At 67.1% G+C, this 23,598-nt stretch carries 22 protein-coding genes; 4 read left to right on the forward strand and 18 right to left on the reverse strand.

From position 1 onward, the window contains the following. Positions 1-27 precede the first annotated feature (27 nt). The 10 genes from cdhC to NP80_RS11165 form a co-directional block, all read right to left on the reverse strand. The gene (cdhC, locus tag NP80_RS11120; protein WP_006396403.1) at positions 28-957 is read right to left on the reverse strand and encodes a 3-dehydrocarnitine:acetyl-CoA trimethylamine transferase CdhC; all 930 of its coding nucleotides are present in this window, start codon (positions 955-957) and stop codon (positions 28-30) included. A gap of 73 nt (positions 958-1,030) precedes the next feature. Next, a complete protein-coding gene (locus tag NP80_RS11125; protein WP_006406062.1) occupies positions 1,031-1,984 on the reverse strand; it encodes a choline ABC transporter substrate-binding protein in 954 nt (317 codons plus the stop codon). A gap of 362 nt (positions 1,985-2,346) precedes the next feature. Continuing rightward, positions 2,347-3,570 carry a porin gene (locus tag NP80_RS11130; RefSeq protein WP_006409138.1) on the reverse strand — a complete coding sequence of 408 codons (1,224 nt, stop codon included), beginning with the start codon at positions 3,568-3,570 and terminating at the stop codon, positions 2,347-2,349. 110 nt (positions 3,571-3,680) lie between these two features. After that, entirely contained in the window at positions 3,681-5,186 is a 1,506-nt protein-coding gene (locus tag NP80_RS11135) for an aldehyde dehydrogenase family protein (RefSeq protein WP_006409136.1), read from the reverse strand. Between the two features lie 37 nt (positions 5,187-5,223). Then, positions 5,224-5,697: a c-type cytochrome gene (locus tag NP80_RS11140; protein WP_006409122.1), complete on the reverse strand. Its 474-nt coding sequence runs from the start codon at positions 5,695-5,697 to the stop codon at positions 5,224-5,226. A 32-nt stretch (positions 5,698-5,729) separates the two neighbouring features. Then, on the reverse strand, positions 5,730-6,230 hold the full coding sequence (locus NP80_RS11145) for a c-type cytochrome (protein WP_006406058.1): 501 nt from the start codon (positions 6,228-6,230) through the stop codon (positions 5,730-5,732). Next, positions 6,227-6,772, reverse strand: coding sequence for a methylamine dehydrogenase light chain (locus NP80_RS11150; RefSeq protein WP_006409135.1), 546 nt, complete (start codon positions 6,770-6,772; stop codon positions 6,227-6,229). Before NP80_RS11150 ends, NP80_RS11145 begins: the two co-directional genes overlap by 4 nt. A 39-nt stretch (positions 6,773-6,811) precedes the next feature. Further along, positions 6,812-7,447 carry a methylamine dehydrogenase accessory protein MauD gene (mauD, locus tag NP80_RS11155; RefSeq protein ID WP_006406056.1) on the reverse strand — a complete coding sequence of 212 codons (636 nt, stop codon included), beginning with the start codon at positions 7,445-7,447 and terminating at the stop codon, positions 6,812-6,814. Continuing rightward, positions 7,444-8,025, reverse strand: coding sequence for a MauE/DoxX family redox-associated membrane protein (locus NP80_RS11160; protein ID WP_006409125.1), 582 nt, complete (start codon positions 8,023-8,025; stop codon positions 7,444-7,446). The genes mauD and NP80_RS11160 overlap by 4 nt, the downstream gene beginning before the upstream one ends. A 7-nt stretch (positions 8,026-8,032) precedes the next feature. Beyond that, positions 8,033-9,190 (reverse strand): amine dehydrogenase large subunit, encoded by a 1,158-nt coding sequence (locus NP80_RS11165; RefSeq protein WP_006409121.1) that lies wholly within the window; start codon positions 9,188-9,190, stop codon positions 8,033-8,035. A 242-nt stretch (positions 9,191-9,432) separates the two neighbouring features. On the opposite strand from NP80_RS11165, the gene NP80_RS11170 reads away from it, so the two are divergent. The 3 genes from NP80_RS11170 (at position 9,433) to NP80_RS11180 (ending at position 11,904) form a co-directional block, all read left to right on the forward strand. Beyond that, positions 9,433-10,395: a helix-turn-helix domain-containing protein gene (locus NP80_RS11170; protein ID WP_035489022.1), complete on the forward strand. Its 963-nt coding sequence runs from the start codon at positions 9,433-9,435 to the stop codon at positions 10,393-10,395. 95 nt (positions 10,396-10,490) lie between these two features. Next, on the forward strand, positions 10,491-11,435 hold the full coding sequence (locus NP80_RS11175; RefSeq protein WP_006406052.1) for a GlxA family transcriptional regulator: 945 nt from the start codon (positions 10,491-10,493) through the stop codon (positions 11,433-11,435). A 100-nt stretch (positions 11,436-11,535) separates the two neighbouring features. After that, positions 11,536-11,904 (forward strand): YbjQ family protein, encoded by a 369-nt coding sequence (locus NP80_RS11180; RefSeq protein WP_006396390.1) that lies wholly within the window; start codon positions 11,536-11,538, stop codon positions 11,902-11,904. 31 nt (positions 11,905-11,935) lie between these two features. Here the strand turns inward: NP80_RS11180 and NP80_RS11185 are convergent, their stop codons facing one another. The 7 genes from NP80_RS11185 to betC all read right to left on the reverse strand — a co-directional run bounded on the left by NP80_RS11185 (position 11,936) and on the right by betC (position 21,534). After that, on the reverse strand, positions 11,936-12,637 hold the full coding sequence (locus NP80_RS11185; RefSeq protein ID WP_006409127.1) for a PepSY-associated TM helix domain-containing protein: 702 nt from the start codon (positions 12,635-12,637) through the stop codon (positions 11,936-11,938). Further along, complete coding sequence (locus NP80_RS11190) at positions 12,634-13,317, reverse strand: Fe2+-dependent dioxygenase (protein ID WP_006409129.1); 684 nt, start codon at positions 13,315-13,317, stop codon at positions 12,634-12,636. Before NP80_RS11190 ends, NP80_RS11185 begins: the two co-directional genes overlap by 4 nt. Before the next feature lie 45 nt (positions 13,318-13,362). Then, positions 13,363-15,567 carry a TonB-dependent receptor gene (locus tag NP80_RS11195; RefSeq protein ID WP_006409146.1) on the reverse strand — a complete coding sequence of 735 codons (2,205 nt, stop codon included), beginning with the start codon at positions 15,565-15,567 and terminating at the stop codon, positions 13,363-13,365. A gap of 563 nt (positions 15,568-16,130) precedes the next feature. Further along, the gene (locus NP80_RS11200) at positions 16,131-17,381 is read right to left on the reverse strand and encodes an MFS transporter (protein WP_035489067.1); all 1,251 of its coding nucleotides are present in this window, start codon (positions 17,379-17,381) and stop codon (positions 16,131-16,133) included. A 203-nt stretch (positions 17,382-17,584) separates the two neighbouring features. Next, on the reverse strand, positions 17,585-18,724 hold the full coding sequence (locus NP80_RS11205) for a porin (RefSeq protein ID WP_006396383.1): 1,140 nt from the start codon (positions 18,722-18,724) through the stop codon (positions 17,585-17,587). A 266-nt stretch (positions 18,725-18,990) separates the two neighbouring features. Continuing rightward, positions 18,991-19,953, reverse strand: a complete 963-nt coding sequence (gene choX / locus NP80_RS11210) for a choline ABC transporter substrate-binding protein (RefSeq protein ID WP_006409142.1) — start codon at positions 19,951-19,953, stop codon at positions 18,991-18,993. 45 nt (positions 19,954-19,998) lie between these two features. After that, entirely contained in the window at positions 19,999-21,534 is a 1,536-nt protein-coding gene (gene betC, locus NP80_RS11215; RefSeq protein WP_006409134.1) for a choline-sulfatase, read from the reverse strand. 228 nt (positions 21,535-21,762) lie between these two features. Here betC and NP80_RS11225 point away from each other — a divergent pair, with 228 nt between their 5' ends. Next, entirely contained in the window at positions 21,763-22,695 is a 933-nt protein-coding gene (locus tag NP80_RS11225) for a choline sulfate utilization transcriptional regulator (RefSeq protein WP_006409131.1), read from the forward strand. Positions 22,696-22,838: 143 nt separating this feature from the next. On the opposite strand, the gene NP80_RS11230 is transcribed toward NP80_RS11225, so the two are convergent. Next, the gene (locus tag NP80_RS11230) at positions 22,839-23,597 is read right to left on the reverse strand and encodes an ABC-2 family transporter protein (RefSeq protein ID WP_006406038.1); all 759 of its coding nucleotides are present in this window, start codon (positions 23,595-23,597) and stop codon (positions 22,839-22,841) included. Between the last annotated feature and the right edge of the window lies 1 nt (position 23,598).

Here is a 23,598-nt window from a genome sequence, read left to right on the forward strand (position 1 = left end):
CCATGTCATATCGGTCGTTCAGCGCGCTCATGCAAATTCGGCGATCGCGCGGCGCTCGAGCGGACGTTCGCCGCGCGGCGGCAGCCCGAGCTTGCGGCGGCCTTCGGCCGGCGTCAGCACGCGTCCGCCGAGCCGCTCGACGATTTCGCGTGCGCGCTCGACGAGCGTGCCGTTGCTCGCGTGAACGCCGCGGTCGAGCCACAGGTTGTCTTCGAGGCCGACGCGCACGTGCCCGCCGAGCAGCATCGCCTGCGCGACCATCGGCATCTGCATGCGGCCGATGCCGAAGCCGGCCCAATGCGCACCCGGCGGCAGGTTGTCGACCATCGCCTTCATCGTGCCGGTGTCGGCCGGCGCGCCCCACGGAATGCCGAGACACAGCTGGAACAGCGGCGGATCGTCGAGCAGCCCTTCCTTCAGCAGCTGCTTCGCGAACCAGAGATGGCCCGTGTCGAAGATTTCCAGTTCCGGCTTCACGCCGAGTTCCTGGATCCGTTTCGCGCCGGCGCGCAGCTGCGCGGGCGTCGACACGTAGATGTAGTCGCCGTCGCCGAAATTGAGCGTGCCGCAGTCGAGCGTGCAGATCTCGGGCAGCAGCTCCTCGACGTGCACGAGCCGCGTGAGCCCGCCGACCAGATCGGTGCCCTTGCCGAAGCGCATCGGATCCTCGCCGGGGCCGATCTCGAGATCGCCGCCCATGCCGGCCGTCAGGTTGATGATCACGTCGACGTCGGCCGAGCGGATCCGGTCGACCACTTCGCGATACAGGTTCGGGTCGCGGCTGCCGCGGCCCGTTTGCGGATCGCGCACGTGGCAGTGCGCGACCGTCGCGCCGGCCTTCGCGGCCTCGATCGCGGCGGCCGCGATCTCCTTCGGCGTGACCGGAATCGCCGGGTGTTTGCCGACCGTGTCGCCTGCGCCGGTGACCGCGCAGGTGACGATGACTTCATGGTTCATGCTGTATGCCTCGCTTGAAACGGGTTGTGTCGCATTGCGCGGAAATCGTTGCGCGCGGCGCGCGCGCCGGCCGTCACAGGCCGAGATACGCCTTCACCGCGGGCAGGCCGTCCTTGCCGTCGAACGTCTTCACGCCCGCGAGCCACGGATCGAGCACCTGCGGATTCTTCTTCAGATACGCCTTCGCGGCGTCGGCCGGCTTCGTCTTGTTCATCACGGCCTGCATCAGTTGGTTCTCGAGCTGCGTCGTGAAGCGCAGGTTCGTCACGAGCTTGCCGGCGTTCGGGCAGCGCGTCAGGAAGTCGGGCGCGGTCAGCGTGTAGACGCGCGCTTCGCCGTAGTTCGGCCCGAACGCCGCGTCGCCGCCGGACAGATAGTTCATGCTGATCTGGATGTTCATCGGGTGCGGTTCCCAGCCGAGGAACACGACCCACTTCTTCTCGCGGATCGCACGCTCGACCGTCACGAGCATGCCCGCCTCGCTCGACTCGACGAGCTTGAACCCGCCGAGCCCGTACTGGTTCGTGTCGATCATCTTCTGGATCGTCGCGTTCGCGCTGCTGCCCGGTTCGATCCCGTAGATCTTGCCGTCGAGTTCCGCGCGGTGCTTCGCGATGTCGTCGAACGTCTTGAGGCCCGCCTGATATTCGTAGCTCGGCACCGCGAGCGTCGCCTTCGCGCCGGACAGGTTCGGCGGTTCGATGACGTTGATCGACTTGCTGTCGAGGAACGGCTGCAGCTGCTTCTGCTGCACGGGCCACCAGTAGCCGAGCGACACGTCGAGCTGCTTGCTCTTCAGGCCTGCGAACGAGATCGGCACGGAAGAGATCGTCGTCGTCGGCTTGTAGCCGAGCGCTTCGAAGACGGTCGACGCGAGCGCCGTCGTGGACGTGATATCGGTCCAGCCGATATCGGCAAAGCGGACGTTGCGGCAGGAGGCGGCATCCGCATCGGCGTGCGCCGCCTGCATGAATGCGCCTGTCGTCAGCATGACCGCGGCCAGCGCGGCGATCTTCGTCGACTTCATGGTCTCTCCCGGTTCAACCGATGGGCCGCGGGTGCGCAGGATTGCGTCCCGGCCTGCATCGTGGACTCAAAAGTAACGAGCCATATTGGCGGCGAGAAGCCCGGCGGCGACCTATTCTTGACTGGCTGCGACTATGAGTGGAAACCACTATGTTGCGCCCGATGCTTGCCGCACGGCGGTTTGCGCGCGGTTTCCGCGGATGCGGGTTTGTTTGGATGCGGCGTCGGGCGATTTGCGGCGGGCGGTCCGTGTCGGGTTGCGGCGCCGCGCGCCTGCGCGGTGCGCGAAGCGGCAGGGCGAAGACGGTCGGGGACCGCCGCCGGCATGCCGCGAGCGCGGCGTGCGGTGTGCGGCGCGACTGCTCAGAAGTTGTGCCGCACGCCCATCGTCAACGCCAGTTGCCGGTTGCCGTTCGCATTCGGCAGATTCGGAATCTGCGCATAGTTGGCCGGCGCGCCCGTCGCCGGATCGCGACCGATGCCGTGCCCCGCGGCCTGCTGGAAGAAACCGACCGCATAAAGCGCCGTGCGCTTCGAGAGGTTGTAGGTCGCGCCGAGATTGATCTGATGGAAGGTCGGCGAGCCGCTCGCGTCAGTCTTCATCGCGTTGTAGATGTATGCGGCACCGAGTGTCAGTGCCGGCGACACCGCGAACGCCGCATTCACCTCGACGATGTCGAAGCGTGCGTCGGCGCCGTGCGAATGCGCGGCATCGGCAAAGTACCGGCTGTCGTCGAGCGTCGTATGCGTGTAGACGAGGCCGAGCGTCAGCGGCCCGATCGTGTACGCACCGCCCGCGCCGATCGCCGTCAACGATCGCGCGTTCTGCAGCATGCAATACATCGCGGCCGGATTCGAGCACGCGAAATCGCCGATATAGCCGCTCGCGCCACCGAGTGCCGCGTCGAGCGGCCGGTTCAGATCGAGCACGCCCACGCCGAACGAGAACGGCGCGCGGTTGTAGCTCGCCGCCAAGGCCCAGCCGCGCCGCCGCGAGAAGTCGCCGGCCACGCCGCCGAACGAGAACGTGCCGCTGAACGAGAAACCCGCGAAGGTCGGGCTCGCGTACTGAATCGCGCTGTTCAGGTTGAGCGCCGCGTTCAGGTTGTCGACGTCGCCGATATGCGAGCCGTACAGCGTCGCCCACGGAATGCTCGATGCGTACGGCGCGAGCGTCGTCGTGTACGAGTCGAACTGGCGGCCGACGGTGAGCGTGCCGTAGCGTTCGTTCGTCAAGCCGACCCACGCGTTCTGGTTGAACAGCGTACCGGCCTGCAGCAGGCTGCCGCTGCCCGTCCAGAAGCTGTTCTCGAGCTTGAACGTCACGGCCGTGCCGCCGCCGATGTCCTCGCTGCCCGTCAAGCCGAGGCGCGACGGCGCGAGATTGCCGCCGCCGAGCTGCACGGCGCGGCCGCCGCGCACGCTGCCGTCGGCGCTCGTCGTCTGCTGATCGCTCGTGAATGTGATGCCGGCATCGACGTCGCCATACAGCGTGACGCTGCTCGATGCCTGCACGCCCTGCGCGACGGCGAGCGCCGCCACCGCCGCCGCGATCCGGCGCGGCGTCGTCAGTCTGTTCATCGTCATCCCCCTGATCGATCGCGTTGGTGTCGCGCGCGACGGACTGCGCATGCATCGGCCTGCCGTCGCCGGCGCACTGCTGAAGCGAGCGGGCACGCGCGCGCGTGCTGCAACGCTCACGCGTAGTTCATCATCACCGACTTCGTTTCCGTGTACTGGTCGATCACCGCGCGCCCGAGTTCGCGGCCGAAGCCCGACTGCTTCATCCCGCCGAACGGCATCGCGTTGTCGAGCAGCGAATGGCAGTTCACCCACACGGTGCCCGCCGCGATGCGCGGCACGAGCTTGTGCACGGCCGACAGATCGTTCGACCAGATGCTCGCGCCGAGCCCGTACGGCGTATCGTTCGCGAGCTGCACGGCCGTATCGATGTCGTCGAACGGCATCGCGACGAGCACCGGCCCGAAGATCTCCTCGCGCACGACGCGCATCGCATGCGTCGTGTCGACGAGCACGGTCGGCTCGACGAAGAAACCCGCGCCGTCGCGCGCGCGTCCGCCTGCGATCGCGCGTGCGCCTTCCTCGAAGCCGGACGCGATGTAGTCGCACACGCGCGCACGCTGCTTTGCCGACACGAGCGGCCCGATCTGCGTCGCCGGATCCATGCCGGGCCCGATCTTCAGACCGGCGGCAATCTGCGCGACGCGCTCCATCACGCGGTCGAATACCTTCGTATGGACGTAGGCGCGCGAGCCGGCCGTGCAGACCTGCCCCTGGTTGAAGAAGATCGCATTCGCGATGCCTTCGGCCGCCTTGTCGACGTCGACGTCGGGCAGCACGATGACCGGCGACTTGCCGCCCAGCTCGAGCGACATGCGCGTCATGTTGTCGAGCGCCGCGTGGCCGATCGCCTTGCCGGTCTGCGTCGAACCGGTGAACGCGATCTTGTCGATACGCGGATCGCGCGACAGCGCCGCGCCCGCCGTATGCCCGTAGCCGGCCACGATGTTGACGACGCCGTCCGGAAAGCCGGCGTCGCCGATCAGTTCGCCGAGCCGCAATGCGGTCAGCGGCGTATCTTCGGCCGGCTTCAGCACGACCGCGCAGCCGGTCGCGAGTGCGGGCGCAAGCTTCCACGCGGCCATCAGCAACGGAAAATTCCACGGAATGATCGCGCCGACCACACCGACCGGCTCCTTGCGCGTATAAGTGAACGTCTCGCTGCCCGGCAGATACGGCATGCCGGCGTCGATCACGCTCCCCTCGATCTTGGTTGCCCAGCCGGCCATGTAGCGAAAGCACTGCGCGGCCATCGCGACGTCGAGCCCTTGCGCGACGCTCACCGATTTGCCGTTGTCGAGCGATTCGATCTCGGCGAGTTCGCGCGCGTTCGCGTCGATGAGGTCGGCCAGCGTCAGCAGCAAACGCTCGCGGTCGGTCGTCTTCGCGGCACGCCACGGGCCCGTATCGAAGGCGCGGCGCGCGGCCGCGATCGCTCGCTGCACGTCGCGCTCGTCCGCTTCGGGCACACGCGCGAGCGTACTGCCGTCGGCCGGATTGACGACCTCGATCGTGCGGCCCGACGCGGCGTCGCTCCACTCGCCGCCGATCAGCATGCGCTTCGGCTTCGCGAGGAAGGCGCGCGTGGCGTCGAGCAGCGCAAAGTTGTCGTTCGTCTCCATCCTGGTTCTCCTGGAATCGGTCACAGCTGTGAGTGGTTCAGTAGCGGTCGGCGACGCCGTCGATGCCGCGCTCGTGCAACGCACGAACGAGCCTCGCGCGTACGGTCGCGACATCGGACAAGGCGGGACGCCGATGCGCAGCGACTTCGTCGGCCGTATAGGGCTTGAAGTCGCGCGGCAGCGCATCGCGATTCATCGTCGTCAGCACCCAGTTCAATACGTCGGCCAGTTCCTGATCGGACAGCGCCGAATTCGATGCGCCGGGCACGCGCATCACGTACTCGCGTCCGGCCGGCACATGCGTGAAATAACCGAGCGAGTTCGCGAGCGGCGGCACCTTGCCGGGAATGCCGCCGCCCGTCGCCGTATGGCAGCCCATGCAGTTGAGTACCCAGTGCTGCCGCGCGCGCGCGGCATCGGCAACATCGCCGGCCCATGCGTGTGCCGCCATCGCACACGCGGCGGCGGCAGACAGCCACCGTGCCGCGACGCGCGTGCCGACGCGACGCACTGCGCCGCGGCAGCCCCGTGCACGCGCGGCAGTCACAGCCCGAGCCCCTTCGTCACCGCCGCGCGCTGGGCGTGCACGGCCGCACCGTCCATCTCCTTCGCGCGCCCCGCGCGAATCTCGGCCGCGGTGAACGGCTTCGCATCGCCGTGCTGCACGCCGAGATCGAACACGATGTAGTTCAGCACGTGCGCGATATCGTCATCGCTCGCACTCGCAAACGACGGCATCTTGAAGTTGTAGTGTTTGTCGCGCACCGCGATCTCGCCGAACATGCCGTGCAGCAGCGTCGCGACGAGCTGCGCGCGACCCTGCTCGACGGTCGCGTACTTGCCCGGATAGTCGGTCAGCGGCGGCGCGAGACCGTCCTGCCCCTTGCCGCCCGCCTGATGACACACCGCGCATTGCGCATCGAACAGGCTCTTGCCCGCCGGGTAGTGCACGGCCTGCTGCGCGCCGGCCGCACCGGGCCACGCGAATGCGACGGCCGCCGCCACGCATGCGGCCCCCCACTTGCTTGCATCGATCGCCTTCATTGCTTTGCCGCTCCCAGCAGGACCGAAACCGAACAGTGATAGTTCGAGTTGCCGTTCGCCATGCACCAGTTGATGTCGTTGTTCAGCGACAGCTTGTAGAGCGGCTTCTCGCGCTCGTTCCGGTTGCAGAAGCACTTGCCGCACGAGGTTTTCCCGCAGCAGTCGTTGTACGACACGATGTAGTCCGACCCGTCGTGCGGATTGCGGCACGTGCCGATCCACGTGATCGGCGACGGCGTCGTGCCGGGCGGGCAGCTGCTCGACGTACCGCCGCAGCAGCTGCAGAGCCACCCGTCGATCGCGCAGTATTTCCAGTAGTCGCAGCTCGTCGGATCGTCGCTCGTGCCCGAGGCGGCCGCGCCGCCGGCACTCGACGCGCCGGACGCCGCATCGATCGCATACGCGGTGCGATCGACGGGCAACAGCGGCAGCATCGCGGATCCGACGAGCACCTTGCCGAGCTTCGCCATCGCGCTGCGCCGCGAGCTGTGCTGCGCGACGCCGCGCGCGGAGCGCTCGAACCATGAATCAAACAGCCCCATCTCGTTGTTCTCCCGTGACGTTGAAAAAGGTCCGGTCGCTCACGCGTGCTGCGCGTGCGCTTCGTGGCCGTGACGATCGCGATCGCCGTGCACGAACTGCTGCAGCGATGCGACGCCGCGCTCCTTCGCTTCGAACAGGCTCTCCAGATGCTCGCGCGTATTGACGAGCCCCTTCGCGCGCACCGTGCCCGTTTCGTCGAGCAGCACCGCGTAGGGCAGCTTGCCGATCTGATAGGCGAGGCCGAGCTCCTGCGACAGCACGTACGGGAAGCGTGCGAGGTCGTGCTTCTGCGCGAAGCGCGCATGCTCGTCGCGATCGCCGTCGCTGGCGAGCACGATGTCGACCGGCGTCGTTTCGCTCGCCTGCAGCGACGGCAGCAGCGGCAGCAGCTTCTTGCACACCGGGCAGGTCGGCGACAGGAAGAACAGCAGCGTCGAGCGGCCTGCCGTGTCGATGCCGCCGACCTTCACGCGCGTGCCGCGAATGTCGGTCAGCTCGAACGTCGGCGCGATTGCACCGACGGCCGGCCCCTTGTCGATCATCAGTGCGCCGGCCGGCATGATCCGTTCGTACAAGATGCCGATCTGACGGACGAGCGCGAGACAGATCGCGCCGAGCGCGACGACGGCAACCCACAACAGGGCGGTGGAAACGGCAAGAGCGGTTTGCATCATGAATTCCTCATAGCGGTCAGGCGCGGTACGTTGGCGAGCAGCACGTCGACGGTGAGCAGCGCGCAGACGATCAGCGGTACGGAAAAGAACAGCGTCAGATAGTCGAACCACACGACGGCGCGTGTGTCCGGTGCGAGCAATGCCGTCGCGATCAGCGCGACGATGAGCAGCACACGCGCGACATGCAGCCAGCCGATGCGGCGCGGCGCGGCGGCGCCCGACGCGTTGGCGCCCGGCACGGCGCGGACGCCGGCAAGCCCGGTGCAGCCGCAGTCGATGTCGGTGCGGCCGCGCAGGATGTTGGCGGCGAGCGCGGCAGCGAACGCGAGCAGCAGCGCGATCAGGCCGATCGCGGCGGCCGTACGCGTATCGGGGAACAGCAGCGCGGCGGCGCCGAGTGCTTCGGCAAGCGGGATCGCGAGCGCGGCCGGCGCGACGAGTGCGTCGGGCAACAGCCGGTAGCCGGCCACCGCGTCACGGAACGCAACCGGCGCGCGCAGCTTCGCAACCGCGCCGAGCAGCACGACGGCGGCTGCGCCGGCCTGCGCGCTGGTGGCGAGTACGGGATCGATCGTCATCGCGGCCTCACGGGTTGACGAGCAGCGTCGACGTGTTGCCGATCTGCTTCTCGACGTGCTGCAGCTTGCCGCTGCGCGCGTCGATCACGACGAGATCGGACGTCGCCGTCAGCCCGTAGAGCAGCGGCGCATCGTCGTCGCTCACCTGGATCGACACGAGCGGCTCGACCTTCTGCTGCGCGAGATCCCAGCGCGCGATGCGCTGCTTCGTCTTCAGGTCGTACACCCACACCTGCGTGCCGGGATCCTTGTGCGAGTGCGCGTCGCCCTGGTGCATCAGCACGTAGTAGCGGTCGAGCTTCGCGTGCACCGCGGTCTGCTGCATGCCGCCCGGACGCCATCCTTGCGCGCGCTCCGCATCGCTCAGCAGCGACCACGGCCGGCCGAACGACGGCTGATCGCCGCTGAAGTCCGCACGCCGCACGTTGCCGCCGAACGTCGTGAACAGATAGCCGCCGCGATACGGCGACGCATTCACGAATGCGGGGTCGCGATCGACGTCGATGAACGCATCCGACATCGTGCGCTTCACTTCGTGGCCGTTCGCGTCGAGCATGACCGTCAACGCCTTGCCGCTTTCGCAGAGCGAAGTAAAGCGATCGTTCGCGCTCGGATACGCGAGCACGCAGGCGGCCGTGTCGATTTCGGAGAGCACCTTCTTCGAGACCGCGTCGATCACCGTCACCGATGCGGCCGGCGTGATGTTCGCGACGTACAGCCGCTTGCCGTCCGCGCTGAACGCTGTGTTGTACGGCGACGGCACGTGCTGCGCATGCTTCGCCGGAATCGCGATCTCGCCGGCGTGATCGAGCGTCGTGTTGTCGGTCAGCTCGACGACGTCCGTGCGCGCGCCGTGCGAGCCGCGCGAGAAGTAAGTCGTCGCGACGTAGCTGGTCTTGTGATCGGGCGAAATCGCCAGGCCGGGCGCGAAGCCCGCGTCGATCTGGCCGAGCAGCTTTTTCGCGTCGGCGTCGTAGACGTAGATGCGTCCGTCGGTCATCGACGGCATCGAGATGTCGACGATGTAGATCTCGTGCGGATGCCATGGCGGCATCTTCTGCACGACCAGTTGCTCCGGTTTCTCTGCTGCGTGCGCGCCGCCGGCCGATGTCGCAGCGAGCGCCAGCGTCGCTGCGAGCGCCGCGCCTCGTCGCGTTGTCCTCATGTCGCCTCCAGTCGGAAAATCGTGTGATGTGGGGCGACTGTAGTTCGACAATAAATCGCGTCAGCACCCGGACCGGCAACGCGTGCGTGCCGATTCGGGATATTGGAAAACCGCCTGAAAGCCGCGCGTCGCGCGCACGCTCCGACCCTCGGCACGCGGCGCCCGGAATAACCCTCGGCCTTATTGCACCGGTCGGTCGGCCGGTTTAATCTTGCGCCGTTTGCACGCTACCGGGAGGCGCTGTGTTGGTGTTTCACCAGACGTTCGACGACGCAGACCGACATGCGGAGGCGCTGCGCGGCTGGAATCAGCGCTACGACCAGATCGGGCCGGGCGCGTATCGCAGCGCGGTCAAGCATCTGGCGCTCGAGGGCCTCGAGCTGTTTCAGGAAACCGCGAACGTCCGCATCACGCAGCGCGGCTGGCTGCCTGCCGGTCACACCGTGTTCGGCATGCCGCTCGCCGGCGCCGGCGCATTCGCGTTCGGCGGCGCGCGCATCGAACGCGGCACCATCGTGCTGGCGCGAGGCGGCGCCCCTTTCGAATTGCATTCACCCGACGACATGTCGCTGATCGGCGTGCTCGTCGATGCGGCGCTGATGGCGCAGATCGAGGAGGCCGCCGAGTTGCGCATCGACGAACGCACGCTGCGGCGCGGCGTGATCGATCTGCCGATGGCCGCGCGCATGCGCGCGGGCGTGCAGCTCGCGACGCTGCTCGAGCGCGCGCTCGCCGCGCCGGACGCGCTGCGCGACGCGCGCGTGCAGTGCGAGCTGCGCGGCGAAGTGGGCAACGTGCTCGTCGATCTGCTCACGTACTGGATGCCCGACGCGTCCAGCGGCCTCACGCAGGCGTGCCGCGCCGACATCGTGCGGCGCGTGCACGACTACGTGATCGCGCATCCCGAAGCGCCGGTCGACATCCTGAGCCTGTGCGCGCAGTTGCGCGTGAGCCGCCGCACGATGCAGAACAGCTTTCAGTCGGTCGTGCAGACGAGTCCGCTCAACTACGTCCGCTCGCTGCGCCTCGCGCAGGTGCGCCGGATGCTGCTCGATACGCGGCAGTCCGATCTGTCGATCGCCGATGCCGCCGCGCACTGGGGCTTCATTCATCTCGGGCATTTCGCGAACGCCTACAAGGCGCAGTTCGGCGAATTGCCGTCGACGACGCAGCGCCGCTCGGCGCGCGGTGCAAAATCGCACTGAGCCGGCCCGAAACCCGCGATAATCTGCGGCAGACCGTTCTGCCGTCGCGGCCGCGCCCCGCACGCGATCTATCGTCGACTTCTTCCTACGCTCCGATGCCCGAGGATTTCCACTTCCTGCTGCTGCCCGGCTTTTCCGCGCTCGGCTTCATGTCCGCGGTCGAGCCGCTGCGCGTCGCGAACCGGTTTCGCACCGAGCTTTACCGTTGGCACGTGCTGAGCATCGACGGTGGGCCCGTGCGCGCGAGTAACGGCATCCCGGTCGCTGCCGAAGCCGCTTGCGCGGACGTCGAGCGCGTCGATACGGTCTTCGTCGTGGCCGGCTTCGAACCGCTCGCCTGCTACACGCGCGCGCTCGGCGACTGGTTGCGCCGGCAGCATCGCCACGGTGCGACGCTCGGCGGCATCGATACGGGCAGCTTCGTGCTCGCGGAAGCCGGGCTGTTCGACGCGTCGCAGCCGCTGACCGTGCACTGGGAAGCGCTCGCCGCGTTCCGCGAGCGCTATCCGCGGCTGAAGGCGACGCAGGAGCTGTTCGAGATCGACGCGCGCCGTATCACGTGCGCGGGCGGCACCGCGTCGATCGACATGATGCTCGACCTGATCGGCCGCCGGCACGGCGCCGAACTCGCGGCCGTGATCTCCGAACAATTCGTCGTCAGCCGGATCCGGCAGCGCTCCGACAGCCAGCGGCTCGAGATCGCCGCGCGCTACGGCGTGCACAACCGCAAGCTGATCCAGGTGATCGGCACGATGCAGCGGCATATGGAGAACCCGCTCGGCTCCGACGCACTCGCGCAGGAAGTGTCGATCACGCGCCGCCAGCTCGAACGGCTGTTCAGCGCGACGCTGAACGACACGCCGACGCGCTTCTATCAGAACCTGCGGCTCGACCGCGCACGCGAACTGCTGCAGCAGACGGACATGAGCATCACGTCGGTGTGCGTCGCGTGCGGATTCGAATCGCCGTCGCATTTCTCGCGCGCGTATCGCGCGCGGTTCGGGACGAGCCCGCGCAACGACCGGTGCGCGACGCGCTGAAGCGGCCGGCGCTCGCCCGGCGTTCCGGCATCGGCGCCGGCACGCATGGCGGCCCGGCTACAATCGCCGTTCGACCCGCAACCGATGGACGGCTTTCCCGATGACCGACGCTCCCCGCTCTCCCGACGCGCTGTCGCCCGATCGCGTCACGACCGCATTCGACCTGCCCGGCCATACGACGGTACGCGCGCTCGGCGTCGCGCAAGGCATCGTCGTGCGCTCGCGCTCGATCGTCGGCACGTTCGGCGCGTCGCTTCAGACGCTGTTCGGCGGCAACATCACGCTCTATACGTCGCTGTGCGAAAAAGCGCGCCAGCACGCGTTCGACAAGATGCTCGACGACGCACGCCGGCTGGGCGCGAACGCCGTCGTCGCGATGCGCTACGACTCGACCGAGATCGGCTCGGGCGTCACCGAAGTCATCTGCTACGGCACGGCCGTGCAGGTCGCGCCCGACGCGGGTCGCTAGCGCCGGCTCGAAGCAATACGCGCCGGGCGCTTCAGACGCTCGCGGTGCACACGATCGCGACGATCGAGCCGACCACGAGCAGCGCACCGACCGTCTTGCGCTTGTTGAGACCCGTCCACAGCAGCACGCCGGTCAGCGACAGCAGGATCAGCGCGCCGGCGAGCGTATCGACGAGCAGCACCCAGCCGATGCTCATGCCGACGCCCTTGTGCAGGTTCGTCAGCCACGCGAGCGTGCCGTTGCCGGTACGCTTGAGCGTGATCGCGTCGCTGCCGACCCAGTAGTCGACCGCGACGTTCTCGCGCGGCGACGCGAACACGAGCTGCCAGTGCTCGGGCTGCACGGTCTCGCGATCGCCCCATGCGACCGGATGCGCGGGTTCCTGCTGCACGCGGCCCATGCGTGCCGGCAGATGCAGGTCAGGTTGCGCACGCAACCACTTCGCAAGTTCGCGCGGCGACGCGGGCGCCGGGACGGGCACCGCGAGCCGCAGCGTGTCGACGCGCGGCGCGCCGGTCTGGATGCGCAGCGGCGGCGCACGATGATTCAGCAGGAAGCCGGTCGTGCCGAACAGCAGCCCGAGCGCCGCGCCCCAGAGCCCGACCCAGCCGTGTATCTTGCGCAGCCATTGGAGGAACGTGCCGCGGCGCGAGCGCGCGCTGCCGGCCCGCGCGCCGGGCGCCGTCCGCGACACAGGCGTCGCTGCAATTTCGACAGAATCGATCACGCTCACATCTCGCTCCAGATTCGCAAAAGGTTGTGGTAGCAGCCGACGAGGCTGCGGCATGCCTGCGGATCGGCGCCACCGGCATTGAGCCGCTGGATCGCCGTATCCATGTCGAACAGCAGCGCGCGCTGCGCATCGCTGCGCACGAGGCTCTGCACCCAGAAGAAGCTCGCGACGCGCACGCCGCGCGTGACCGGCGTGACCTGATGCAGGCTCGTCGCCGGATAGACGATCATGTCGCCGGCCGGGAGCTTCACCTGCTGCACGCCGTACGCATCCTCGATCACGAGTTCGCCGCCGTCGTATTCGTCGGGCGCGGACAGGAACAGCGTGACCGACACGTCGGTGCGCAGCTTCACGCCGCTCGGCAGCACGCGCACCGCGCCGTCGACGTGGCTGCCGAACGTCATCCCGCCTTCGTAACGGTTGAACAGCGGCGGATAGACCTGATTCGGCAGCGCCGCGCTGATGAAGAGCGGATGGCGCTCGATCGCCGCCAGGATCACGTCGCCGAGCTCGCGCGCGATCGGCGAATGCTCGGCGATCTGCTGGTTGCGCTTGACCGGCGCGCCCGTATAGCCGGCCGTCGCGCGGCCGTCGACCCAAGCGTCGCCCGCCTGGTCGAGCCGGCCGCGGATCATGCGGACCTGTTCCGGCGTCAGCACGTTCGGAATGTGTACAAGCATCGTTTCACCTGTTTCGTCGATTGGCACGCCGGCCGCACGCGCCGCTCAGAAGCGGTAGTCGAGCGTCGCGAGGAACGTGCGCCCGATGCCCGGCACCGCGCGCCCGCCGTCCGACTGGATCAGCGCATCGTAATAGAACTTGTCGGTCAGGTTCAGCACGTTGAGCCGCAGATCCCACCGCTTCGCGTGATACGCGGCCGTCGCATCCCAGCGCGTGTAGCCGCCCACCTGCACGTAGTTCGTGTTGGCCGCACAGCGCCCCGACATGTAGGTCGGGCCGCCGCCGATTTCCCAGTGCGGCGTGAACGCGTACGTGGTCCACAACGTGAACGTGTTGCGCGGCGTATTCGCGAGCGTTTTGCCCTGCGTGCCGTCGCGCGCACTGAGGATCGTGCCGTTCATGTACGTGTAACTGCCGAACACCTGCCACTTCGGCGTGATATGGCCCGTCACGCTCGCCTGGAAGCCGCGCACGCGAATATCGCCTTCGAGCAGGTATTCGCCCGTCGACGTCTGCGTGCGTGCATTGCTCTTCTCCTGCTGGAACAGCGCCGACGTGACCGACAGGTTGTCGTTCAGCAGATCCCACTTGCCGCCGACCTCGTACGACTTCGTGTGTTCGGGCGACAGGTTCTGCGTGTTGTTCGTGACCGTCAGCGTCTCGAGCGACGGGTTGAACGACGTGCCGTACGAGAAGTAGTACGACTGCGATTCGGTCGGCTGATAGATCACGCCGGCACGCACGCTCGTGAAGTTGTTCGTCTGCGACGCGTAGCCGGGCGCGCTGATCGTGTTCGCGAGATGCGCGCGGAAGCGATCCCAGCGCAGCCCGCCGACGAGTTTCCAGTCGCGGCCGATCGATACCGTGTCGTTCAGATACGCGGCGAGCGTCGTCGCGCCCGATTCCGCGTGGTTGGCCGGCGTCTGCCGCGCGTTCGCCGCGCTCGACGACAGATATGCGGGATCGATCAGCGACAGGATCGGTAGCCCGCTGCGCGTGTATGCCTGGTTCGTATAGCTGTCGTGGCCGACTTCGATGCCCGCGATCAGGTCGTGCTTGACGAAGCCCGTGTCGAACTTGAAATGCGCCATCGTATCGTTGTCGATCGAATGGTTTTCGATCACGCGATCGTGGCTCGCGAGCCGCACGTACAGCGTCGACATCGGCAGCGACGTGTAGTTGCCGTTCGTCAGCGCGGTGCTCGACGACAGCGGCCCCGTCAGCACCGCGTTCGCGGCCGTCTCGCGCGCGTCCGTCATCGAATGCGAGAACGACGTGCGGTTGCTGATCGTCAGCGCGTCGTTCACGCGATGATCGATCCGCGCGGACACCGTCTGCACGTCCTGGATCGTGCGGTCGTCGGTCAATCCGTAGAACGTGTGCTTCGATACGGGCGCCGGATGGCCGTTCACGGCGAGCACGCCGTAATCGGGCATGTCGTAGTTGTGCTGGATCAGCGCGGACAGCGTGATCTCGGTCGGCGTGCCGATGCCGAAGCGCAGTTCCGGCGCGATCCCGTAGTCCTTGTTTTTCATCACGTCGCGCGTCGAGCCGAGCGACTGGCCGAACGCGTTGATGCGCAGCGCCGAGGTCGCGCCGAGCGGCCGGTTCAGATCGACGCTCGTGCGATAGCGGTCGTCAGTACCGATCGTCGTCGACACTTCCGCCGACGGCTTCAGGTTCGCCTTCTTCGATACCTGGTTGATCACGCCGCCCGTCGAGCCGCGCCCGAACAGCATCGAGGACGGTCCGTACAGCACCTCGACCGCATCGAGATCGAAGGTGTCGCGGTAGTACTGGTTGCGATCGCGAAAGCCGTCGAGATAGATGTCGTTCTGCGCGGTGAAGCCGCGCAGGTTGATGTTGTTGCCGATCTGCCCGCCTTCCGCGCCGCCGATCGTGATGCCCGGCGCATTGCGCAACGCATCCTGGAACGACGTGAGCCCCTGCGACTCGATCAGCGCCTTGTTGATCACCGTGACCGACTGCGGAATGTCGCGCAGTGCGGTCGGCGTCTTCGCGCCGACCGTCGAGCGCTCGGCCTGGAAGTCCTGCTGCACGGCTTGCCCGGATACGCTGATCGTCGGTAGCGCGTCGCGCACGGCGCTGGAAGCGGCCGGCGCCGTATCGCCGGGCGAGGCCGCAGCGGGCGAAGCGTCGACACGCGCACTCTGTGCGACGGCGGGCGAAGCAATAGGCAAGGCAAAGGCCAACGCGAGCGCGCTCGCGAACGGGGTCCTGTTCGGCATGGTAATTCAGTGTGGATGAACCGGCCGCGTGGACGCGCGGCGATACGCGCGCACGAGGCACGATGCGTTGGCTTGCCGGCCGCGGACGCTCGGAATCAGCGCCGACGAGGCTGGCTGGCTACGGTTGACAGGTGACCGGCGGCAGCGCCGCGGCGGTCATGCAAATGAGAATCGGTATCATTCCATGTATTTCTTTTTGTTTCAATTGATAACCGCATCATCAGACGAAAGCGAGTTGTTTCGGAAAATTACAGAAAGGGAAGCGTAATTTTAATAATGTTTTTGTAATGATCGCGCATCGATTCATCCGACGAAATGATCGCGTCAGCCTTTACCAGCAAGGCTTTGACGCATATGCCGTTTTGAATTCCACCCGCGCACTTGAAAGCTTCCGACAACGTTCTGCCGAATCGACATTCCGCATTCAGCTGCATGCGTTTTTTATCGGTCGGAAGATTGCACGGGCTAAAAATGTTGTTGATTCGAAAGAAATAAGAAGGCAATTTGAAATGAACCGCACGCAATATGTCCGCGGCCGTCGCCGCACCCGTTACCCGCGCGCGTTACCGATCGCGTTCGAGCGACGTCATGTTGCGCAGCGTCGGAAAGAGCCGCATCCACGCGAGCGCGACCGCGATCGTGGCCGCGCCGCCGACGACGATCGCCGCGGGCGCGCCCCACCACGCGGCCGTGACGCCCGATTCGAATTCGCCAAGCTGGTTCGACGTGCCGATGAACAGCGCATTGACGGCGCTGACGCGGCCGAGCATGTCGTCGGGCGTGCGCAGCTGCACGAGCGACAGCCGCACGACCACGCTGATGACGTCGGACGCGCCGAGTGCCGCGAGCGCGACGAGCGACAGCGCGACATGCCGCGACAGGCCGAACACGATCGTCGCGATGCCGAACGCGATCACGCCGCCGAACATCGCGCGGCCAGGCCGCGCCTTCAATGGAAAACGCGTGAGCCAGAGCGTGCCCGCGAGCGCGCCGACCGCGGGCGCCGCGCGCAGTGCGCCGAGCCCCCACGGCCCGACCTGGAGGATGTCGCGCGCATAGATCGGCAACAGCGCGGTCGCACCGCCGAACAGCACCGCGAACAGATCGAGCGACAACGCGCCGAGTATCGCCGGCTCGCGCCGGATGAACGCGATGCCGGAAAACACCGAGCGCAGCGTCACGGGCTCGCGCGCGGGCGGCGCGCTGCGCAGCGGAATCGTGCCGCTCAGCAGCGCGGCGATCGCGAACGCGGCGACGCTCGTGCCGAACGCGACCGGCGCACCGAGCCCGTACAACAGCCCGCCGAATGCCGGCCCGAGAATCTGTGCGGCCTGATTCGCGGAGGTCGACAACGCAGTCGCACGCGGCAGCTCGGCGCGCGGCACGACGGCCGGCAGCAGCGACGATACCGACGGCGACTCGAATGCGCGCGCGGTGCCGACGATCGCCGCGAGCGCATAGACGCCCGGCGCGGCGAGCCACCCTTGCGCGGCGCCGAGCAGAAACACGCCCGCGGCAAGCGCCTCCACGCTTTGGCAGATCGTCGCGATGCGCCGCCGGTCGAAGCGGTCGGCCACCTGCCCGACGACGAGCGTCAGCGCGAACATCGGCACGAACTGCGCGAGGCCGACGAGGCCGAGCGCGAACGCGCTGTGCGTGAGCGCGTACACGTACCAGCCGATCGCGACCGACAGGATCTGGAAAGCCAGCGACGACATCACGCGCGTGCCCCAGAACCGCCGGAACGGGGCGTGACGAAACAGATTGGCGGGCAGTTCGGAAGCGGTGCGGGCGTCGGGCAACGGAGCGGTCATCGATATCTCGGCTGGGCGGCACGGCGTGCCGCCGACCGCTTGGCCGGACGGCCCGATCGCGGCCAAGCCGCGATGATATGACAAATGCGCGCGCGCAGCCGGCCCGCCGTGCGCGCCGTGCCGCGCACATAAAAAAAAGCGCGAACCGCAGTTCGCGCGAAAGAGAGACCTCGCTGAAGACGTCGAACGAGCCGGTGCGCCGGTCAGAACGAATGCCGCATCCCGATGCGCACGTCGGCCTGCGTCTGCGTCGTGGACGGCGTGAAGCTGTAGCCGATCACCGCATCGACACCCTGCGATGCACGCAGGTAGTCGCCCGAGATGTACACGTCGGTGCGCTTCGACAGCAGGTAATGCAGGCCGGCCGTGCCCTGGTTCCAGTGGTGGCCTTCGAAGCGCGTGTGCTGATAGCCGGCGATGAAGCTCAGTGCCGGCGTGAACTGATACAGGCCGCCGCCTTCGTACACCTGCATGTGCGACGACTGGCCGAAGCCCTTGATCGTCGTGTACGAGTAGTTCGCATCGAGCGTCAGCTTGCCGATCGTATAGCTTGCGCCGACGCCGAACGTGCCCTGGCTGTCGACGTTCATCGCCGTGTTCGCGAACAGGTCGGTCCGCTGGCCGGTCGCCGGATCGACGGTCACCGTCTGCTGGCCGAGGAACGTGTGCGTGCCGATCATCGCGTACGGATCGAACGCATAGATGCCGTTCGGGTTGTTCAGGCGCGTGTAGGCCGCGCCGATCGAGAAGTCGCCCTTCGTGAAGCTGGCGCCCGCGCTCCATGCGCTGTTGCGGTGGAAGTTGCCGGCGACGTTGCCGAACGAGTACATCGCGCCGAACTTGAAGCCGCTCAGGTCGCTCGACAGGAACTTGACGGAGTTGGGCAGGCGATCGCCGTTGAAGCGGTCGAAGTCGCCCTGGTGGATCGCGTAGCCGCTGCCCCACGCGGAGATGTTGTAGATCGACACGAGCTCGTTGGTGATGTCGAGCTGATTGCCGAACGACAGCGTACCCCAGTTGTTCTGCAGGCCGACGTAGGCCTGGCGGCCGAATTCGGCGCCGCCGAAGCCGAGCTGCCCGTTGCCGAGACGGAAGCCGCTTTCGAGCGCGAACACGGCCTTCAGGCCGCCGCCCAGATCCTCGGTGCCCTTCAGGCCGAAGCGGTTTCCATATGCGACGCCGTCGTCGAACTTGAACACGTGCGAGCCGCCGGTGTTGTTCACGTACGTGACGCCCGCGTCGATGATCCCGTACAGCGTCACGCTGCTTTGTGCATGACCGATCGCGGGAACACACGCCGCGCATGCGAGCGCGACTGCCACGGCAACTTTCGATTGCTTCATTGTCGACCACCCTCCCTGACCCGTTCGATGGAAATAACCGCTGGTCCGGCGCGCGCCGCGATACGCCGGCTCAGGGTTGATATGTAATTCGGTAAATCGGATGGCTTCGGTATTTCGTTTTCCGCAATAGCGCAGCCATGGCCGAAAAATACAAACCCATATTTCCTGCGACCCGTCTGAACGCGACACCAAATGGTCTCGTTGCGACCGCTCGGGAAAACACGGATGCCGCGCGGCACGGTGCAACCGGCCGGCCGCGCAGCCGATCAATGGCCGTCGAGCGCCGCGCGCACGGCCGGCAGGCCCGGTGCGCCGGTAGCCGTCGTCACGCCGTCCAGCCAGCCGGCGACGAGCGACGGGTCGGCCTTCAGCGCGTGTTGTGCGGCGAGCGCAGGCGACGTCTTCTTTTCCAGCATGTCGGCGATCATCCGGTTCTCGACATCGACCGAGAACGTCATTTGCCGGAACAGGCGCGCGAGGTTCGTGCACTGATCGGCGAAGCCGGCGCGCGCCACCGTGTTGACCGTCGCGCCGCCGTAGTTCGGACCGAAATACGCGTCGCCGCCGGACAGATACGTCAGCTTGAACTTCGTGTTCATCAGGTGCGGCTCCCACGCGAGGAACACGATCCAGCGCTTGTCGCGCACCGCGCGCTCGACCTGCGTGAGCATCCCGGTCTCGCTCGATTCGACGAGCGACCAGTTCGCCGGGCCGAGCGCATGGTCGGACAGCATCCGCTTGATGTTCTGGTTCGCCGGCGCGCCGGGCTCGATCCCGTAGATCTTGTCGCCGAAGCGGTCCGCGTAGCGCGCGAGATCGGCGAACGTATGGACACCGGCCGCCGCCACGTACTCGGGCACCGCGAGCGTGAACTTCGCGCCGCTCAGATTCGCGTGCAGCACGTCGATCGATTTCTCGTCGACGAACGGCTTCACGAGCGGCGCCTGCGCCGGCATCCAGTTGCCGAGGAACACGTCGACCTGCCCTTTCTTCAGCCCCTGATACGTGATCGGCACCGACAGGTTCGCCACGTCCTGCCGATAGCCGAGCGCCTTCAGCACGACGCCCGCCATCGCGTTCGTCGCGTCGATGTCGGTCCAGCCGGGCGCCGCCATCCGCACGTCGCGGCACGTCTGCGGTTCGGCCGCATGCGCGGCCGTCATGCACGCGGCCGCGGCGAGCGCCGCACCGATCCGGATTGCTGCATTGCATTGCCGTTGCCGTTTCATCGTCCGCTTCCTCCGTCGTTTGTCAGTGATCGCGATGCGATACGTTCAGTGCCCGACGCGCGGAAAGCGCGCCATCGCTTCGAGCGTGTCGAGTTCGATGTGATTGCGCATATAGCGCTGGCTCGCATCGGTGAAAGGCTGCCAGTCCCACGGCTGGATCCGGCCTTGCGTCGTCGCCGCGTAATGAAAGCGGCGGCGACGCTGGCTCGCGCGCACCTGCCGGTCGAGTTCCGCCAGGTTCCAGCGCCGTGCCGCTTCCGCGCGGAAGGCAGCGAGCACGTCGGCCGCCTCCGGCGCCCCCGCGAGATTCGTCAGTTCGCGCGGATCGTCGGACAGGTTGTACAGCTGCTCCGGATCGGCCGGGCAATGCACGTACTTCCAGTCGCCGCGCCGAATCATCACGATCGGCGCGATCGCGCCTTCAGCCAGATATTCGCCGAGCGCGACATCGTGTGCGGCCGTGCCGCGCAGATGCGGGACGAGACTGGCGCCGTCCACCGCGTCGGGCCAGCCGCCTTCCGGCGTCGCGTTCGCGAGTTCGACGAGCGTCGGCAGCAGATCGAGATGCGACACGGGACCGCGCACGCGCGCCGCGTCGAAGCGGTGCGGCGCATGGACGATCAGCGGCACGCGACAGCCGCCTTCGAAGAACGTCATCTTGTACCAGAGCCCGCGCTCGCCGAGCATGTCGCCGTGATCGGACGTGACGATCACGATCGTGTCGTCGGCGAACCCGCACTGCTCGAGCGCCGCGAGCACACTGCCGAACTGCGCGTCGACGTACGACGTCGCGCCGTAGTAGGCGCGTCGCGCCGCGCGGATCTGCGCCTCGCTCGGCGGCGTGCGGTCGTTCTCGCAGACGAAGCGCAGCCGCTGCGAATGCGGATCGCTGTCCGATGCGCCGAGCTGCACGGCCGGCATGTCGATCTCGTCGTCGCTGTACAGATCCCAGTATTCGCGCGTGATCGCATACGGGTCGTGCGGGTGCGTCAGCGACACGACCATGCAGAACGGCCGTTCGTCGCGGCCCGCTGCGCGCTCGCGCGCGACGTCGTACAGCTTCTGCTTCGCGGCGAACGTCACTTCGTCGTCGAAGTCGAGCTGGTTCGTACGCACGCACGGGCCCGCGTCGAGCACCGAGCTCATGTTGTGATACCAGCTCGGCCGCTCGGTCGGGCGGTCCCAGTCGGGCACCCAGCCGAAGTCGGCCGGGTAGATGTCGGTGGTCAGCCGCTCCTCGAAACCGTGCAGCTGGTCGGGGCCGCAGAAGTGCATCTTGCCGGACAGCATCGTCCGATAGCCAGCCGCGCGCAGGTAGTGCGCGAACGTCAGCGTTTGCGCCGGCAATTCGGCGGCGTTATCGTAGGCGCCGATCCCGGACGGCAGCTTGCCGGTCAGCAGCGAGAAGCGCGACGGCGCGCAGAGCGGGCTTGCGCAGTAGGCGGCGTCGAACACCACGCCTTGCGCGGCGAGCCGGTCGAGCGTCGGCGTGCGCGCGACGCGGTTGCCGTAGGCCGGCAGCGCGAACGGCGTCAGCTGGTCGGCCATCAGGATCAGGATGTTGGGAGTCGGGTTCGTCATCGGCGTTCGTGAGGAAATCGCTGTTCGAATGGAACGGATCGACGCGCAGGCAGCGGCGCATCCGGCATCGCGGACGCAGCCTGCAGAAAGTGCCGCGCGCAGCGGCCGCGACTGGCTAGAATCGCGGAAGGCCTTGCGCGGCGCGGTGCCGCGCCGTCGGATGCACTATCTCCCGCCCGAATTCGCGCGGGAAGGCGTCCGGCTCTTATGGGGCCATTAGAGGGACTTATGTCGAAACCGGAACCGTTACCGTCGATGCAGGCGTTGCGCGCGTTCGAGTCGGCCGCGCGGCTCGCGAGCTTCACGGCCGCTGCGCGCGAGCTCGGCTCCACACAGCCGGCCGTCAGCCAGCAGGTGTTTCAGCTCGAGGCCGAGCTCGGCGTGCCGCTGTTCGAGCGCAGCCCGCGCGGCGTCACGCTGACGGCCGACGGCGAATGCCTGTACGAGGCCGTCCGGCTCAGCCTCGACACCCTGCGCGGCGCGACGGCGACGCTTCGCGCGCGCCGCGAGCACGGCACGCTGACGATCGTCACCGACTTCGGTTTCGCGACGTACTGGCTGATGCCGCGCCTTGCGGGGCTCAAGCGCGTGATGCCCGACGTCGACGTGCGCGTGGTCACGTCGCAGGACTACGACGCGCAGCGCGACCATGCCGACATCGCGATCCTGTTCGGCGACGGTCACTGGCCGTCGTGCACGGCCGCAAGGCTGTTTGCGGAGTCGGTCACGCCCGTCTGCTCGCCGGCGTTCCGCGATGCGCATCCGCACGTCTCGCGGCCCGAGCATCTGGCTGCGCTGCCGCTGCTGCACGTGCAGCCGACGCGCCCCGAGCGCTGGCTGTCGTGGGCCGGCTGGTTCGACGCGCACGGCCTCGACGCGCAGGCCGCGGCGCGCGGCGTGACGTTCAACAGTTACGCGCTCGTGATTCATGCGGCGCTGCTCGGCGAAGGCGTGGCGCTCGGCTGGTCGCCGCTCGTCGACGAGCTCGTCGCGGCCGGCCAGCTCGTGAAGCTCGTCGACGCGCCGGTCGTCACGTCGCGCGGTTATTTTCTGGTGCGGCCGCCGCCGCGGCCGGAGCCGGACGCGACGCATGTGTTCCGGCGGTGGCTGCTCGATGCGTGTGCGGGGGCGGGGGCGGGCGGCGGACAGGCCAGCGGATAGCCCGCCTGAGTGGGCTGGTCCGGCCGCGCCCGCTCTGCCGCGTCGGCGCTTGGCACGCGGACGAACCACCGCTCGATCCCAGGCGATCGCACCGTCATCAAGCTCCGACATTTTTGTATGCACTCCAGATCAGGGGCTTGACATCAGGCACCGGGTAGACTGAACGACCGCATCATGTGCGATTCGACGACGTAATGGAGAACGGCCAGCACAGACGTGCCTGCGGTGAGAACGACTGCTACGCGATAGTCGCCAGCGATCAGAATCGCGCCGGCGGCATTGGCGCTGAACAACAAGGGCAAGCCGATGCCCAGCGCGATTTGCCATGCGCCGCGCGGCATCACGCTCGGCGGAAGGAAAGCCATGCGACTTAACTCGGACACCACGAAGTCGGCTGGCGCCAGGCGTTGCGTCACGAGTGCAGTAAGCGAGATCACCGCAAATACCACGATGATGGAGAGCACACCAACCATTAGGATCGCGAGACCGGCTATCCAGGCTTCGAGCGAGCGTTGAGGCCGAGGATCGATTAGCGGCCAGCAGCACAGCAGCGCGACGACAGGCACCAGGAATCCCGGCTCCGACCAACGCAGCAACTGGAGTGCACGACGTCTTACCGGCATGACAAGCACGGGATCCAGAAGCCCGCGGACCAGCCGCTGGTAATACTGATGGATAGAGCAGATGAAGCATTCGGCCGTCAGGGTCACCATCGTCGCCAGATAAAACACGAAGATCGCCTGTTCCCGTGTCCATCCGTTAAGCGTCTCCGTGTAGGTGAATACCGAATGCAGGTAGAACAAGGTCAGCAGCTGTGTGACGGCCTGGATGGCTATATACGAAACATAATTCCCTAGATAATGAATCTGCTTTGCAAACGCCTTTTGAACCAGAACCAGCATG

It is taken from the genome of Burkholderia multivorans ATCC BAA-247 (genome assembly GCF_000959525.1).
Classification (GTDB): Bacteria; Pseudomonadota; Gammaproteobacteria; order Burkholderiales; family Burkholderiaceae; genus Burkholderia; species Burkholderia multivorans.

Coding starts and splice junctions, on each gene's coding strand:
- NP80_RS11180 (WP_006396390.1), top strand. CDS start 11,536: ATGACCGACGCTCCCCGCTCTCCCGACGCGCTGTCGCCCGATCGCGTC.
- NP80_RS11200 (WP_035489067.1), bottom strand. CDS start 17,381: ATGACCGCTCCGTTGCCCGACGCCCGCACCGCTTCCGAACTGCCCGCC.
- betC (WP_006409134.1), bottom strand. CDS start 21,534: ATGACGAACCCGACTCCCAACATCCTGATCCTGATGGCCGACCAGCTG.
- NP80_RS11165 (WP_006409121.1), bottom strand. CDS start 9,190: ATGAGGACAACGCGACGAGGCGCGGCGCTCGCAGCGACGCTGGCGCTC.
- NP80_RS11125 (WP_006406062.1), bottom strand. CDS start 1,984: ATGAAGTCGACGAAGATCGCCGCGCTGGCCGCGGTCATGCTGACGACA.
- NP80_RS11160 (WP_006409125.1), bottom strand. CDS start 8,025: ATGACGATCGATCCCGTACTCGCCACCAGCGCGCAGGCCGGCGCAGCC.
- NP80_RS11150 (WP_006409135.1), bottom strand. CDS start 6,772: ATGGGGCTGTTTGATTCATGGTTCGAGCGCTCCGCGCGCGGCGTCGCG.
- NP80_RS11230 (WP_006406038.1), bottom strand. CDS start 23,597: ATGCTGGTTCTGGTTCAAAAGGCGTTTGCAAAGCAGATTCATTATCTA.
- NP80_RS11175 (WP_006406052.1), top strand. CDS start 10,491: ATGCCCGAGGATTTCCACTTCCTGCTGCTGCCCGGCTTTTCCGCGCTC.
- NP80_RS11135 (WP_006409136.1), bottom strand. CDS start 5,186: ATGGAGACGAACGACAACTTTGCGCTGCTCGACGCCACGCGCGCCTTC.
- mauD (WP_006406056.1), bottom strand. CDS start 7,447: ATGATGCAAACCGCTCTTGCCGTTTCCACCGCCCTGTTGTGGGTTGCC.
- NP80_RS11130 (WP_006409138.1), bottom strand. CDS start 3,570: ATGACGATGAACAGACTGACGACGCCGCGCCGGATCGCGGCGGCGGTG.
- NP80_RS11190 (WP_006409129.1), bottom strand. CDS start 13,317: ATGCTTGTACACATTCCGAACGTGCTGACGCCGGAACAGGTCCGCATG.
- choX (WP_006409142.1), bottom strand. CDS start 19,953: ATGAAACGGCAACGGCAATGCAATGCAGCAATCCGGATCGGTGCGGCG.
- NP80_RS11225 (WP_006409131.1), top strand. CDS start 21,763: ATGTCGAAACCGGAACCGTTACCGTCGATGCAGGCGTTGCGCGCGTTC.
- NP80_RS11195 (WP_006409146.1), bottom strand. CDS start 15,567: ATGCCGAACAGGACCCCGTTCGCGAGCGCGCTCGCGTTGGCCTTTGCC.
- NP80_RS11145 (WP_006406058.1), bottom strand. CDS start 6,230: ATGAAGGCGATCGATGCAAGCAAGTGGGGGGCCGCATGCGTGGCGGCG.
- NP80_RS11205 (WP_006396383.1), bottom strand. CDS start 18,724: ATGAAGCAATCGAAAGTTGCCGTGGCAGTCGCGCTCGCATGCGCGGCG.
- cdhC (WP_006396403.1), bottom strand. CDS start 957: ATGAACCATGAAGTCATCGTCACCTGCGCGGTCACCGGCGCAGGCGAC.